This is a genomic window from Marinimicrobium sp. C2-29, from assembly GCF_038419845.1.
Classification (GTDB): Bacteria; Pseudomonadota; Gammaproteobacteria; order Pseudomonadales; family Cellvibrionaceae; genus Marinimicrobium.
In genome coordinates this window covers 1-13,170 of sequence record NZ_JBCAQT010000018.1, presented here as the reverse complement: position 1 = coordinate 13,170, position 13,170 = coordinate 1, and the positions used below count along the sequence as shown (strand labels likewise).

Below are 13,170 nucleotides of genomic sequence, written 5' to 3'. Positions count from 1 at the left end.
TAGGCGATCCGCAGCACCAACGCTTAGAAGCGGATGGCACCACCAATCATGATGCGATTGTTGCCATCGCTGTCGGTAAACGCCACTTGGCCGCTGACTTCGTCGGTGAAGAAGTTGCGGGCACGCAGGGTAAACTCGTCAGTACCAAACCGGTCGGCGAAGGCGGCGCCCACGCTCAGGGTCCGGGTGAAGTAAAAGTCGGCGCCCAGAGACAGGTAATCGTCGAAGTCGCTGTCACGGTACTCACCTTCCAGGTTGACGTAGTTACCGCCACCCAGAGCCGTGACATACTTGGCCTGAACGTTGGCATCGTAGCCGTCGTCATTGAATTCGGTGGTGACCAGCAGACCATCCACCGGCGTCAGGCCGAGGGTGGCGTACAGAGTGGTGTCATCCGAACCGTTGAAGTCGGTGCGAGCGACGCGGGCACCGGCGTAAAACATGGTGTCGGGCACGTACAGCTCGCCACCCACGGTCAGAACATCAAAGTCATTGTCTGCCGCGGCGTAAACGTTGGAGGACTGCTCCAGAAAGGCCGCTTCGGCCAGAGGGTGATTGCGGGTCTGCACCGGATTGAAGTGGAATTCACCGTGTATGCCAAAGGCGCCGTCGCCACCGTCTACATCGGTGTAGTCCGCGCCAATTTCTGCCTGGTAGCTATCGGCCAGTGCCAGGCCAGAAGAAAAGACCATCGCCGTTGCGAGTGCCAGGGATTTGATTTTCATGTGTGCTCCTTTAAATACATCGTGTTCCAGGTTACACCTCGTCTTGTGACGGGGCGGCGGTATTCTAATGAAAACCCGGCGGCATTACACAGCACTTGTTCTGTTTTGGTGCACAGTTCACAGTTTCAGTCTTCTGCCGTGATTCTGTGGAGACTTTCAGACAGAGCAATCGCACTCAAAGCGCTGCTCATCTTCCAGCCGCAGGGCGGTCAGCGTTCCGCCCCACACACAGCCGGTATCCAACGCATAGACATTGCCTGCTGTGGCCTCGCCCGCAAGTGCCGCCCAGTGACCAAAAATGATTTTGTGCTCGCGGCATTTGTGCTTACGGTGAGCAAACCAGGGGGCAAAACCCGGGGGCGGTGTCGTCGCATCCCCTTTGCTCTGCAGGTCCAGCTCGCCCTCGGGCGTACAGAAGCGCATACGGGTAAAATAATTGGTGATCACGCGCTGGCGCTCGACACCATACAATTTATTCTTCCAGACGCTCGGTTCGTTACCGTACATATGGGCGAGAAAATCGTCCAGCTGGTTGCTCTGCAGTACCGCCTCCACCTCCCGGGCGTGGGCTTTGGCACGTTCAAGATCCCACTGCGGCGGAATCCCCGCATGCACCATGACATAGCCCAGTGCCGGATCGTGATGAAGCAGCGGCAGGGTGCGCAACCACTCGATCCATTCGGGGTGGTTATCATCCCCCAGTATCTCTTCAATGGTGTCCTTGGTGTTGGGCTGACGATGCCCGCGCGCCACCGCCAGCAGGTGCAGATCGTGATTGCCCAGCACTGAAATCAGGCGGTCGCGCATCGGATAGAGAAACTCCAGTGTCGCGCGCGAACTGGGCCCGCGATTGATCAGGTCACCGGCAATCCACAAACGGTCGGCGGCCGGATCAAAATTCACGCGATCGAGCAGCCGCTTCAACGGTTCCAGACATCCCTGAATGTCGCCAATGGCATAGGTACTCATGCAAACTCCCGAGACGGTCGCTGGGTAATAAAACGTATCGTTTAATGAATGGCGTGGGGAGGGACCAGCGCAAAGGCCGGTATTTCGACATCGAACAGTTTGCCGTCATCGGACTTCATCTGATAGCTGCCCTGCATGATGCCGGTCTGGGTCTCCAGGATCACACCGCTGGTGTAAGTGTAGCTTTTTCCCGGCCCCAGATAAGGCTGCTCGCCCACCACGCCGATGCCCCGTATCTCCTGCTTTTTCTCCTCCTGGTCACGAATGATCCAGTGCCGGCCGATCAATTGCGCCGCCACATCGCTCTGGTTGGCGATGGTGATGGTATAGGCATACACATAGCGCCCTTCCGCCGGCCGGGACTGCTGCGCGATGTAGTTGGGCTTAACGGTAACGTGAATATCGTGCGTCATGACGCTGAAGCGCTCCAGAATAAAACGATAAGTGAGAACTCAACCCGGCCTTTAACCCTGTTCAGGCAACTCGTCCAGGGCATTGGCCAGAGCCACATAATCGGCGAGCGACAGGGCCTCGGGGCGGAGACTGGAGTCGACCGGCAGTTGATCCAGTCGCTCGGGGTCGACCAGTTGCTTGAGGGCATTGCGCAGGGTCTTGCGACGTTGTTGGAAAGCCACGTTCACCAGACGCTCCAGTGTCTGAATGTTGTTGGCCTTCAGGGGCGGCTCAGCGTAAGGGGTAAGCCGCACCACGGCCGAATCAATCTTGGGCGCGGGTTCGAACGCCTGGGGCGGCACCTCAAACAGGGCCTCGACCCGACAGTAGTACTGTACCATGATCCCCAGCCGACCGTAGGCCTTATCGCCGGACTGGGCCGCCATTCGCTGCACCACTTCTTTCTGCAACATGAAGTGCATATCCGTCACCTGGCCGGTAAAGGTCAAGAGGTGAAAGATCAGCGGGGTGGAAATGTTGTACGGCAGATTGCCCACGATCCGCAGCGGCTGCTCCGCGCGCAGCAGGCTGGAGAAATCGAACTTCAGGGCGTCGGCCTGAAACAACTGAAAGCCCGGATGGCGCTCGAACTGCACCTTGAGCCAGGGCACCAGATCCCGGTCCAGCTCGATTACACTCAGCGACTCGGCGTTATCGGCCAGGCGCGCGGTCAGTGCGCCCTTGCCCGGCCCGATTTCCACCAGATGCTCACCGGGCCGGGGGTGAACCGCCGCAGCTATCTGGTCGATGACATTGCCATCCACCAGAAAATTCTGCCCGAACCGTTTGCGCGCCCGGTGGGGCCCCTCTCGATTGCCCATCTTGCTCATACCGGGTCTCCCTGTCGGCGCGCACCGGCCATGGCGCGGGCATAATCCAGGGCCGTGGTGAGGCTGCCGCTGTCAATGTCTCCGGTGCCCGCCAGATCCAGGGCCGTGCCGTGATCCACGGAAGTCCGGATAATGGGCAGCCCGAGGGTGATGTTCACCGCCTGACCGAAACCGCGATATTTCAGTACCGGCAACCCCTGGTCGTGGTACATGGCCAGGACCGCGTCGGCCCGCTCGAGGTGCTTGGGGGTAAACAGGGTGTCGGCCGGTAGCGGCCCCACCAGGTTCTGGCCCCGGGCGCGCTGGCGCTCGAGTACCGGTTCAATCAGGTCAATTTCTTCACGGCCCAGATGGCCGCCTTCGCCCGCGTGGGGATTCAGGCCACACACCAGAATACGGGGCGCCTCGATGCCAAAATCGCGCTGCAGATCCGCGTGCAGAATATCCAGCACCTCGGTCAGCAGGGTCTCGTCCAGCGCGTCGGCCACGTCCCGCAACGGCAGATGGGTGGTCGCCAGGGCCACCCGGAGCCCTTCGGTCGCCAGCATCATCACCACCCGGGGCGTGCCGGTCTTGTCGGCCAGGTACTCAGTGTGGCCACTGAAGGCGATGCCCGACTCGTTGATCACGCCTTTGTGCACCGGTCCGGTAATCAGGGCGTCGAAGGACCCGGCCTGGCAGCCGGCAATGGCAAAGTCCAGCGTCTGCAGCACATAGGCGCTATTGGCGGGGTCGAGCTGGCCGGGGGAGACCGCGCTGCGACAGGGGATCGGCGCCACCACCAGCTCTCCCGCCGCCATTGCCCGGGGCGGTTGCTTCACATCCAGCTCGCGCAGCGTCAGGGGCAGACCGAGCGCCCGCGCCCGGGCCTGCAGCAGCTCGGGATCGGCCACCGCGACAATCTCATCGGCGTTCTCGCGCTGGGCCAGCAGCACCGCCAGGTCGGGCCCGATACCGGCCGGCTCGCCCGACGTATAGGCCAGGCGCAGAGCGGTTGGGTTCATCGATGCCGGACTCACAGTTTGATTTCTACGTACACTTCTTCGCGGATTTCCGCCAGCCAGGTCTGCAGCTCCTCATCAAAGCGGCGCTCGCGCAGAAGGTTGGCGGCCTGATTGCGCTGCATGCGCTCGCTCATGTCCTGCTCGCGCCGGTCCTCGACAGTCAGGATGTGCCAGCCGAACTGGCTTTTGAAGGGTTCGCTCACCTCGCCCACCTCGGTGTTGTTCATCACCTGATCAAAGGCGGGCACCATCTGCCCCGGGTTGGTCCAGCCCAGGTCGCCGCCCTGGAGCATGGAGCCGATATCTTCGGAGTGCTCTCGGGCCAGCTCGGCGAAGCTCTCGCCTTCCTCTAATACGCGGTTGCGCAATTCGGTCAGCTGACGCTCGGCATCCTCGTCATCCACGATTTCCGAGGTCTTGATCAGAATGTGGCGTGCCTTGGTCTGCTCGACCATGCTGTCGCCCGAGCGGCTGCGGGTCTCGTGCGCCTTGAGAATATGGAACCCGGCACCACTGCGCACCGGCTCGGACACATCGCCCTCTTCCATTTCAGCGACAACGTCCGCGAACAGACCCGGTAGCTGCTCCAGCTTGCGCCAGCCCATTTCACCACCCTGCAGGGCGTTGGCGTCGTTGGAGTGAGTCATGGCCATCTGGCTGAAGTCGGCGCCCTCGGTCAGCTCCTCATACACCTGCTGCGCCTCCTCCCGCGCTTCTTGCACCTCGTCTTCCGAGGCACCACTGGGCACGGAGATCAGAATATGGCCCAGCCGGTAGTCGGGGGAGGTGGCGAACTTGCCGTCGGTGGAGGCCAGAAAGCTGTCGATATCCTGTTCGTTGAGCTCGATCCGGCTGTTGACCACCGCCTGCTGGATCTGGTTGACCCACATTTCCCGGCGGATCTGGTCGCGGAAGCCTTCCAGGCTCTGCCCTTCTCTGGCCAGATCCGCACGCAGCTGCTCTTCGGTCAGCTGGTTGTTCTGCATGATGCGCTGCACCGTCTGGTCAAGCTGCTGCTCGGACACCTCAATGCCGAAGCGCTGGCCCATCTGCATCTGCAAACGCTCAAGTACGAGCTGATCGAGGATCTGCTCCTCCAACTGGTCTCTCGGCGGCACCTGCTGGCGATTGCCCGACTGCTCCATCCGCTCAAGAATGGCCTCGGTGCGCGCATTGAGTTCGCTTTCGAGGACCACATCGTCGCCCACAATCGCCACCACCCGGTCGAGCATCTCGGTTTCCGCTCGCACCGACCGGGTGTCCAGAGTGAGGGCTGAAACCGCAAGCAGCGCGGTGGCAACTGCCATCAAAGTTGTTCGTGTAAAACGCGTCAAGTACATAGAAATTTCGCTGTGGTTTAGGAGTTAGCGGATGGACCCGTCCCGGACACCGTAGCCGGGAATGGCTTTTTCGAGCAACTCACCGACTTTGCGGTTGATGCTGCCCAGGCCTTTGAACTGGAAGTCAAAAATGATGCTCTGATCATAATCGTCGTTTTCGACCGTCTCCAGGAAGGTCGGCGTGTAATCGAAATCCAGCCAGCGCCGGGCCATTAACCGGACCCGGTAGCAGCAGTCGTTATATTCGAGTCCGACGAAGGTATCGAGTTCCTTTTCATAGGTAAAGTCATAGTTGGCCCGACCGATCAGGCTCCACTGGCCACTGCCCACCCCCGGGACCGGCATGTGAAAGGAAAAATCCACCTGATCGATGGCCCGTTCCATTTCCTGGTCCGGGTTTTCCTGACCCGGCGACGGGGGGTTGTGGGTGTAGCGGTAAGACAGGTTGAGGATCCGATCCGACTCGTCGGAATAGCGCAGGCTGGCATTGGCGCTGCCCAGACGATCCTCGACCTGATTGTAGGCCACGTTGCCGGTGAAATTCACGCGCTGGCCCAGACGGGCGCTGAGCTGCCCCGCCAGCTCCGAGCGCTCGTAGGTCTCCTCCGGCTGCTCGGCATCGGGGTCCGCGTCCGGGTCAGGCTCAAAATCGGGCGTGGTCAGCCCGACCCGCCGATCGGCGAAGTAGAGTATCTGGCCCGCGCTCAGGCTCAGGTTCTCGGTGCCGGTCAGCGGGTCGATAAAGCGGCTGGTCACCCCCACTGACACCCGGTTGGCATCCTCAATGCGATCGCCCCCGGAAAACCGGGTGGTGCGGTACAGCTGACTGTAATTGAAGGTCAGCGGCTTGGCGTCAAAGTTCAGGGGCCGGTTGTCTTCGGTCAGCCCGAACAGATCACTGTGGTCTTCAAAATCACTGTAGAAGTAGAAAATTCGCGGCTCCAGCGTCTGCAGAAAGCCCCGACCAAACAACTGACCGTCGCGCTCGAAATAGAGCCCCATATCGAGCGTACCCTGGGGCACGACCAGGCTGGGGGAGGCATTGGCGCCTTCGACCAGGTTGTCATCGTTCAACTGGTAGCTGAGCGTCTTGACCGTCGCCCCGGGCCGGAAAAAGCCCCAGAGCCACTCTTTGTCCCAGGTCAGGTTGTAATCGGTGCGAAAGCGCTCGCCCACCAGAAGATTGTCAATCGCGTTCTCGTCCTCCGTCTCGAAAGTGTCGTTGACATCGAAATAGGTGTATTCGTTGTTCAGCCCCAGGACCCAGTCGTTCCATTGGTAGAGGCCATCGGCATTCACCCGCGGAAGCTCCCGATGAGGCCATTTGGCGGTGCTCAGTGCGCGCAACTCTTCGGCCTTGACGCCAAACAGCCAGTTGTCCCCCTGATAGCTGGCCCGGCCCATTTTGCTCACCTGGGCGGTGCGATTGACGTCCAGGCCGCTGCTGTTGAGATCGCGCAGATAGTCGTTGTCGCTCAGGTCGGTGTAGTCGATCTCTGTGGTCCAGCGCTGGCCTTTACCGCCATCCTGCTGCACCCGCAGCTGCCAGCGCTCATCGCCGCGATGCGGATAGGCTTCTTCCTCGGTGATTTCGCCGTCCCGGATCTGCCGCTCCAGGCGCCGACTGTAACCACCGCGATCTTCGTCCAGGTAGGCGCCGCCGATCTGGGTCTGAAAATGCCGGGACAGGTGACGGGTTTCCAGGTTCCAGGAGGTCCCGCGCTTGGACATATAATCGGGGGTGATGGTCGCATCCAGATTGGGCGCGATATTCCAGTAGAACGGCAGCGTCACCTCCACGCCATTGCGCCGGCTCTCGCCCAGGGAGGGAAACAGAAACCCGGTCTGACGGTGCTCTCCCAGCGGAAAGCTCAGGTAGGGGGTGTAGAACACGGGCACATGAAACAGCTCCATGCGCATATGTCTCGCTGTGCCGTAATGCTCGTCGTTGTAGATGTTGATCTTGTTGGCCTTGAGCTGCCAGGCATTGCTGTCGGGTTCGCAGGTGGTCAGGGAGCTGCGCTCCAGCCCGATGAACCGATCCCCCAGTTTCTCCAGATGCTCGGCCCGACCGCGCACCCGGGTCTCGTGAATCACAAAACGGGCATCCTCCAGCTGGGCATCACCCGAATCCATGTCCATCTCGGCCCGGTCCGCACGCAACAGCAGACCCGGCTCACGAATGGTGATGTCACCGCTCATTTCCGCCTGGCGGGACTGCTGGTCGAGGCGGGCCGACTCGGCGTCAAAACTCCGATACCCCTGGGTCAGACGCACGTCGCCCTCCAGGATCACGTCGGTCTGGTCGCGCATTTCGGAACGATCGGCGCTGGCCCGGACCGGGGATTGCTCCGGGTCTTTGCCGGCATCCTCGTCTGTCCGCGGCGGGCTGATGTAGGCGCCGCAGCAGCCGGTGGGCAGCGCCTGGCGCTGGGCCTCGGTCAACTCCTCGAACGGCACCCAGTCCAGCGTCCCGATCTCAGGGGCCTCGCTTGCACTCGAGCCCTCAGCAGAGAGCGGGTCAGAAGAGGCCTGGCCGGTGGACGCCTGGTCCGCGAGGGGCTGGGCGCTGGCGGTCAACGCCAGACAGCACAACACCCGACGCGCCAGTCTGTAAGGGAAAAGTACAGGTTCCATGTAAGCCAATATCTCGGAGGAGGCAAATAGCCGGGAATTCTACTCGAATAACCAGGTCCTTGGAATGAACAGATTGCCCTGACTTTTGACTTTCACGGGCCAAACCAAGGTAGAATCTGGACGATAACGCCGATAAATCGAGGATGCGACGATGAATGACCAGCCCGGAGAGCGCCAGGAACAACTCAACCAATGGGCTCGCACCCAACTGCAACATCTGCACGCCCACAGCTCTCCGCAGTCGCTGACGCTGGAGCCTCTGGTCGGTGATGCCGGCTGCCGACGCTATTATCGGCTCAACACCGAGCCCTCACTGCTGGCGGTCGATGCGCCACCCGATGTTGAAAATGCCCATCGGTTCAAAGAGCTGGCTGACTACCTGCGCCGCCATCATATCGCCGTACCCAATGTCGCGGCCGTGGACTCCGAGCGCGGCTTCCTGCTACTGGAAGACTTTGGCGACCGCCTGTTACTGCACGCCCTGCGTCAGCAGCCCGAATCCGCCACCGCGCTCTACGGCGAATCCCTGATGCAATTGCTGGCCCTGCAGCAGACCCCCGCCAGCGACGTGCTGCCGGCCTACGATCAGCCGCGCCTGCGCCGGGAACTCGACCTGTTTGACCAGTGGTTTCTCAAAGAGTTGCTGGATTACGACTTGAGCGACAGCGAGCGGACGATGCTTGATCAGCTGTTTGCCCAACTGGAAGCCTCGGCGCTCGAGCAACCCCGGGTCGCCGTCCACCGTGACTATCACTCGCGCAACCTGCTGATCCGGCCCGATGGCTGCCTGGGCATTGTCGACTTTCAGGACGCTGTCTGGGGCCCCATCACCTATGATCTGGCCTCTCTGCTCAAAGACTGCTACATCCGCTGGCCCGCCGACCAGGTCCGCCAGTGGGCGCTCGGTTACGGCAACATGGCCGCCGGCATCGGACTGCTCGAGGGCATCACCGAAGAGCAGTTCCTGCGCTGGTTCGACTGGATGGGGCTGCAACGTCACCTGAAAGTGCTGGGTATCTTTGGCCGCCTGGCGCTGCGCGATCAGAAACCCCGATACCTGGACAATCTCGCGTTGGTCATCCGCTATGTTCTGGAGGTCGCCGCGCGATATCCGGAGTTGTCCGATTTTCGCTACTGGTTCGAGCACTCTGTGCTTCCTCATGCCCGCGCCCAATCATGGTACCGGGACTATCGCCAGGCGGGGGACGAAGCGGCGTGAAAGCCATGATCCTGGCGGCCGGTCTGGGCAGGCGCATGCGGCCTCTGACCGACCACACCCCCAAGCCCCTGCTGGCGCTCGGCGGCAAGCCCCTGCTGCAATACCACCTGGAAGCCCTGGCCGCCGCCGGGGTCATGGACGTGGTGATCAACCTGTCCTATCTCGGTGACCAGATCCGGGACTTTGTGGGCGACGGGGCCCGCTTTGGCTTGCGGGTGCACTATTCGCCCGAACCCGAGCCACTGGAAACCGGCGGTGCCATCCTGCAGGCCCTGCCTCTGCTGGGGAACGACCCCTTTCTGATGATCAACGGCGATGTCTGGACCGATTACCCACTGAGCCGGCTGGCTCACCACTCGCTCCCGGAGGACCGGGACGGACGACTGCTGCTGGTGCCCAACCCGGATTTCCACCCGCGGGGGGATTTTGCGCTGGGCCTCGATGGTCTGCTCAGAGAAGCCCCTGAATCGCTGCCCAACACCCTCACCTTCGCCGGTATCAGCCTGCTCAGGCCGCGCCTGATTGCCGACTACCCGCTAAAACGCCCGATTTTCCCGCTGCTCGAAGCCCTGCGCCCAGCGATCGCCCAACGACGCCTGGAGGGCGAGCACTATGCCGGGCGCTGGAGCGATATCGGCACCCCCGAGCGACTGGACCAGCTACACAGTGAGCTCACCCGAGGCCAATGACCATGACGCGCTCCCCCTTTCTATGTATCGCCCATCGCGGGGGCGAGGGTCCGGAAAACAGCCGGGAAGCCATTGAGCACAGTCTCGCGCTCGGAGTGGAGGCAATCGAAATTGATGTCTGGAACCTGCACGATGAGCTCTGGGTGACCCACGACCGGCGCCTGGGCCGGCAACTGCCGGGTATCGGCATGCTGCAACAACAAACGCTCGACCAACTGCAGGGCCTGCAGCTGGAAAACGGCGAGACGATCCCGCGCCTGCGCGAAGTGCTCGAGCAGGTCGGGGACAAGGCGTTACTGAATATCGAGATCAAAAGCCCGGATTGCGCCATCCGGCTGAGCGAGACCCTGCGGGCGCACAGCCGGGATCACGGGCTGGATCTGGAGCAGTACATCGTCTCCAGCTTTGATCACTGGCAGGTCTACCAGATGCTGGAGCTGTTACCCGAAGTACGGCGCGGAGCCCTGCTCGCCGGCGTGCCATTGGACTACGGCCGCTGCTGCGACGAGCTCAAAGCCTACTCGCTGCATTCGAACATCGGCTTCACTCCGCGCGAGCTGGTGGTGGATGCGCACACACGCGGAGTCCAATCCTGGGTGTACACCGCCAATCACCCGGACGAGTGGCTGGCGCTGCTCGAGCTGGGCGCGGACGGCGCTTTTACCGACCATCCCCGGGCGCTGCTGGACTTTCTCGCCCAGCAGGCCCGGGAGGCTTAACACCCCACTAGTACCGCCACTTGAACTTGACGCCCACCGTCTGCGGCTGCCCCCAGACGCCATAGCCCCAGTCACTGCCCAGGGTATTCTGGTAAGTGAAGTACTCTTCGTCGGTCAGGTTGTTGGCGAAGGCGGAGAGCGTGTAATTGCCCCCGGAAGACACCCAGCTGATTTTTGCGTTCATCAGACCGTAGGCGCTCTGCCGCGAGTAGGGATCGTTCTCGATCTGCAGATAGTGATCGTCCTGCCAGGCGTAATCCAGCTGGTAGGTGATCTCCGAGCTGTTGTCCAGCGACTGGTAATAGCGCGCCACCAGGTTATAGGTCATGGCCGGTGCCGAGGGCAGCTCATTGTTATCGAAGGTGTACTCGTCTCCGGCGACAATAAAGATCTGCTCCGAGTCGAACTCGGTATCCAGCAGCCCCAGACCCGCGATCACCTCAAAGGAGGGAGTCAACTGCGCCGTCACCTCCAGCTCGGCCCCCAGGCCGGTGACATCACCCGCGTTGGTGATCACGCTGCCATCGGCCACGGTCAGGAACACCTGGGCCTGATAGTCCTCCACCTCGTAGGCAAACGCCGAGGCGTTCAGGCGGATCTTGCCATCGGCCAGGGTACGCTTGTAGCCCAGCTCGAAGTTGGTGATATCCTCCGGCCCCACTGGGCGGGTCGCTTCGATGGACGCATTGTAGCTGCCGGAAAAGCCGCCACTCTTGAAGCCTGTCGCCAGGCTGGCGTAGGCCAGGGTATCGGGGTCGGGACGCCAGTCCAGACCGAGGCGGCCGGTAATGGCATCCTCGGACAGGTCATCGGTCACATCGATCTCTTCATAAAAGCTCGGCCCCGCATCCTGCACAAAGTCGCGCTCCTCCTCTGTGTAGCGCGCGCCCAGTATCCAGGTCAGATCCGACACCCAGTCGTACTCGATCTGCCCGAACGCGGCCCAGGAGCGCGAATCGAGGGTGACATCCTCGCGGTGCCAGAAGCCGTCAGTGGCATCGGCCGTGGTCGGTGCTTCGGTCAGCAGCTCCCGGTGGTCATCGTAAAAATAGAGCCCGGTCACCCACTTCATCACCCCCGTGTCCCCGTTCAACCGGACTTCCTGGGTGAACTGTTCAGCGTCGGCGGAGTACTGCTCGTCAAAGAAGATGACCGGCGTACCATCACCGTCGTCCTGGAGAAATTTGTCCAGGGTTTCCACCGCCGTGACCGAGGTCAGTTCAAAGTCATCGAAGGGCAGCGTCAGGGTCAGGGAGGTGCCAAAGGTTTCAATCTGGGTCGCCAGGCCGCCGCTGGCACTGGAGGCGACATTCTCGGGCCCGAAGTTACCCCCGGCCGCCTCTTCACCAGTCATGTCAAAGGTGGCGCTGGTACACAGCCCGGCCTGAATCCGGCCAATCTCACAGGTGGCGGCATCTTCATCGGCGGAAACCAGGTAGCCCATGTGAGCAAAACCTACTGACTGTTGATCGGCCTCACTGCCATGAACATTCAGCAGGGCCTCGCCCCCGCCTTCAATATCCATGGCCAACTGCGCCCGAAAGCCGAAACTGTCGGTGTCGTTGAGTTTGCGACCGTCGACCGCATTGGTCTGCCAGCCATCGTTCTGCGTGGTCTTGATCGCGACACGGCCGCGCACGCCTTCACGGAGCGGGCCGCTGACCATGGCCTGGACAATGCTCTCGGAATAGCTGCCGTAGCTCAGGCTCGCAGAAGCATCAAAGTAATCCGTGGGCTTGCGCGAAACATAGTGCACCAGGCCGCCGGTGGTATTGCGCCCGTAGAGCGTCCCCTGGGGGCCACGCAACACTTCCACCCGTTCCAGATCAAACAGCTGGATGGCCGAACCGGCCGGGTTGCCTCGGTAGACATCGTCCACATAGATTGCGACCGGCGATTCCCAGGAGTCGGAAAAATTCACCAGGCTGATGCCGCGCAGACTCACCGAGGGGCTGGACGCTTCACCAAAGATGGCGAAGAAATTCATATTGGGCACTTGCTCGGTAATATCCAGCCCTTCTTCGAAGCCCATCTTGTCGATGGCATCGCCCGAGAACGCGCTGACGGCAACGGACACATCCTGCAGGGACTGCTCACGTTTTTGCGAGGTGACCAACACCTCTTCCATCACGCTCTGGCTCGATTGAGCAAGCGCCGCACTGCACCAGAGAGAGGAAGCACCAGCCAGTAGAATCAGGGAAGGTCTGGCAACCGCTGTTGCCAGAAAACGGGGAGAGAAATTTGATAGAGGCTGCATAATGTCTCCTTGTCCTTGCAGCGAAACAAACCATCCGGCTGCCCATGCAAACCGGATCGCACGTTACCTTCCCGACTACATCCAACCGACCCTCCGCCTCGTTGACCGAAAACAACACGAGCGCGCAAGGAACGTTCTGGGAAGATTGTGACAACTTTAGCATCGGCCGGGAACAACTTCCACGCCACGAATAACATTGGCGCATTTGGGCACATAATGCAGTTCGCTTTACGTCCCTGTGCTCACTGCATACCGTTCGTCCTGAATCGAGTAGGAGGGGGAGTTGCCTCCCCCGTCCTCTCACACCACCGGGCGTACGGTTCCGTAC

11 protein-coding genes are annotated in these 13,170 nt (G+C 61.2%); 3 read left to right on the top strand and 8 right to left on the bottom strand.

What is annotated here, in order from left to right; translation table 11 throughout:
- Positions 1-23: 23 nt before the first annotated feature.
- The 7 genes from AAE484_RS15835 to AAE484_RS15805 all read right to left on the bottom strand — a co-directional run bounded on the left by AAE484_RS15835 (position 24) and on the right by AAE484_RS15805 (position 7,958).
- Positions 24-725, bottom strand: a complete 702-nt coding sequence (locus AAE484_RS15835; protein WP_341939402.1) for a putative porin — start codon at positions 723-725, stop codon at positions 24-26.
- Between the two features lie 156 nt (positions 726-881).
- On the bottom strand, positions 882-1,694 hold the full coding sequence (locus AAE484_RS15830) for a symmetrical bis(5'-nucleosyl)-tetraphosphatase (protein ID WP_341939401.1): 813 nt from the start codon (positions 1,692-1,694) through the stop codon (positions 882-884).
- A 41-nt stretch (positions 1,695-1,735) separates the two neighbouring features.
- Positions 1,736-2,107 carry a Co2+/Mg2+ efflux protein ApaG gene (gene apaG / locus AAE484_RS15825; protein WP_341939400.1) on the bottom strand — a complete coding sequence of 124 codons (372 nt, stop codon included), beginning with the start codon at positions 2,105-2,107 and terminating at the stop codon, positions 1,736-1,738.
- Positions 2,108-2,158: 51 nt separating this feature from the next.
- The gene (gene rsmA, locus AAE484_RS15820; RefSeq protein WP_341939399.1) at positions 2,159-2,977 is read right to left on the bottom strand and encodes a 16S rRNA (adenine(1518)-N(6)/adenine(1519)-N(6))-dimethyltransferase RsmA; all 819 of its coding nucleotides are present in this window, start codon (positions 2,975-2,977) and stop codon (positions 2,159-2,161) included.
- A complete protein-coding gene (pdxA, locus tag AAE484_RS15815) occupies positions 2,974-3,981 on the bottom strand; it encodes a 4-hydroxythreonine-4-phosphate dehydrogenase PdxA (RefSeq protein ID WP_341939398.1) in 1,008 nt (335 codons plus the stop codon). The genes rsmA and pdxA overlap by 4 nt, the downstream gene beginning before the upstream one ends.
- Before the next feature lie 11 nt (positions 3,982-3,992).
- The gene (locus AAE484_RS15810; protein WP_341939397.1) at positions 3,993-5,321 is read right to left on the bottom strand and encodes a peptidylprolyl isomerase; all 1,329 of its coding nucleotides are present in this window, start codon (positions 5,319-5,321) and stop codon (positions 3,993-3,995) included.
- A gap of 24 nt (positions 5,322-5,345) precedes the next feature.
- Positions 5,346-7,958: an LPS-assembly protein LptD gene (locus AAE484_RS15805; RefSeq protein ID WP_341939396.1), complete on the bottom strand. Its 2,613-nt coding sequence runs from the start codon at positions 7,956-7,958 to the stop codon at positions 5,346-5,348.
- Positions 7,959-8,109: 151 nt separating this feature from the next.
- On the opposite strand from AAE484_RS15805, the gene AAE484_RS15800 reads away from it, so the two are divergent.
- From AAE484_RS15800 to AAE484_RS15790, 3 genes are read left to right on the top strand one after another with little or no spacing between them, the layout of a single operon-like run.
- Positions 8,110-9,177, top strand: a complete 1,068-nt coding sequence (locus tag AAE484_RS15800; RefSeq protein ID WP_341939395.1) for an aminoglycoside phosphotransferase family protein — start codon at positions 8,110-8,112, stop codon at positions 9,175-9,177.
- Positions 9,178-9,182: 5 nt separating this feature from the next.
- Positions 9,183-9,866 carry an N-acetylmuramate alpha-1-phosphate uridylyltransferase MurU gene (gene murU / locus AAE484_RS15795; RefSeq protein ID WP_341939457.1) on the top strand — a complete coding sequence of 228 codons (684 nt, stop codon included), beginning with the start codon at positions 9,183-9,185 and terminating at the stop codon, positions 9,864-9,866.
- 2 nt (positions 9,867-9,868) lie between these two features.
- Positions 9,869-10,585: a glycerophosphodiester phosphodiesterase gene (locus AAE484_RS15790; protein WP_341939394.1), complete on the top strand. Its 717-nt coding sequence runs from the start codon at positions 9,869-9,871 to the stop codon at positions 10,583-10,585.
- Between the two features lie 7 nt (positions 10,586-10,592).
- Here AAE484_RS15790 and AAE484_RS15785 read toward each other — a convergent pair whose 3' ends face one another.
- Positions 10,593-12,842, bottom strand: a complete 2,250-nt coding sequence (locus AAE484_RS15785; RefSeq protein WP_341939393.1) for a TonB-dependent receptor — start codon at positions 12,840-12,842, stop codon at positions 10,593-10,595.
- Positions 12,843-13,170 lie beyond the last annotated feature (328 nt).

Excerpts from the sequence above, each read along its gene's own strand:
- AAE484_RS15835 (WP_341939402.1), bottom strand. The coding sequence starts at position 725 with ATGAAAATCAAATCCCTGGCACTCGCAACGGCGATGGTCTTTTCTTCT.
- AAE484_RS15830 (WP_341939401.1), bottom strand. The coding sequence starts at position 1,694 with ATGAGTACCTATGCCATTGGCGACATTCAGGGATGTCTGGAACCGTTG.
- apaG (WP_341939400.1), bottom strand. The coding sequence starts at position 2,107 with ATGACGCACGATATTCACGTTACCGTTAAGCCCAACTACATCGCGCAG.
- rsmA (WP_341939399.1), bottom strand. The coding sequence starts at position 2,977 with ATGAGCAAGATGGGCAATCGAGAGGGGCCCCACCGGGCGCGCAAACGG.
- pdxA (WP_341939398.1), bottom strand. The coding sequence starts at position 3,981 with ATGAACCCAACCGCTCTGCGCCTGGCCTATACGTCGGGCGAGCCGGCC.
- AAE484_RS15810 (WP_341939397.1), bottom strand. The coding sequence starts at position 5,321 with ATGTACTTGACGCGTTTTACACGAACAACTTTGATGGCAGTTGCCACC.
- AAE484_RS15805 (WP_341939396.1), bottom strand. The coding sequence starts at position 7,958 with ATGGAACCTGTACTTTTCCCTTACAGACTGGCGCGTCGGGTGTTGTGC.
- AAE484_RS15800 (WP_341939395.1), top strand. The coding sequence starts at position 8,110 with ATGAATGACCAGCCCGGAGAGCGCCAGGAACAACTCAACCAATGGGCT.
- murU (WP_341939457.1), top strand. The coding sequence starts at position 9,183 with ATGATCCTGGCGGCCGGTCTGGGCAGGCGCATGCGGCCTCTGACCGAC.
- AAE484_RS15790 (WP_341939394.1), top strand. The coding sequence starts at position 9,869 with ATGACGCGCTCCCCCTTTCTATGTATCGCCCATCGCGGGGGCGAGGGT.
- AAE484_RS15785 (WP_341939393.1), bottom strand. The coding sequence starts at position 12,842 with ATGCAGCCTCTATCAAATTTCTCTCCCCGTTTTCTGGCAACAGCGGTT.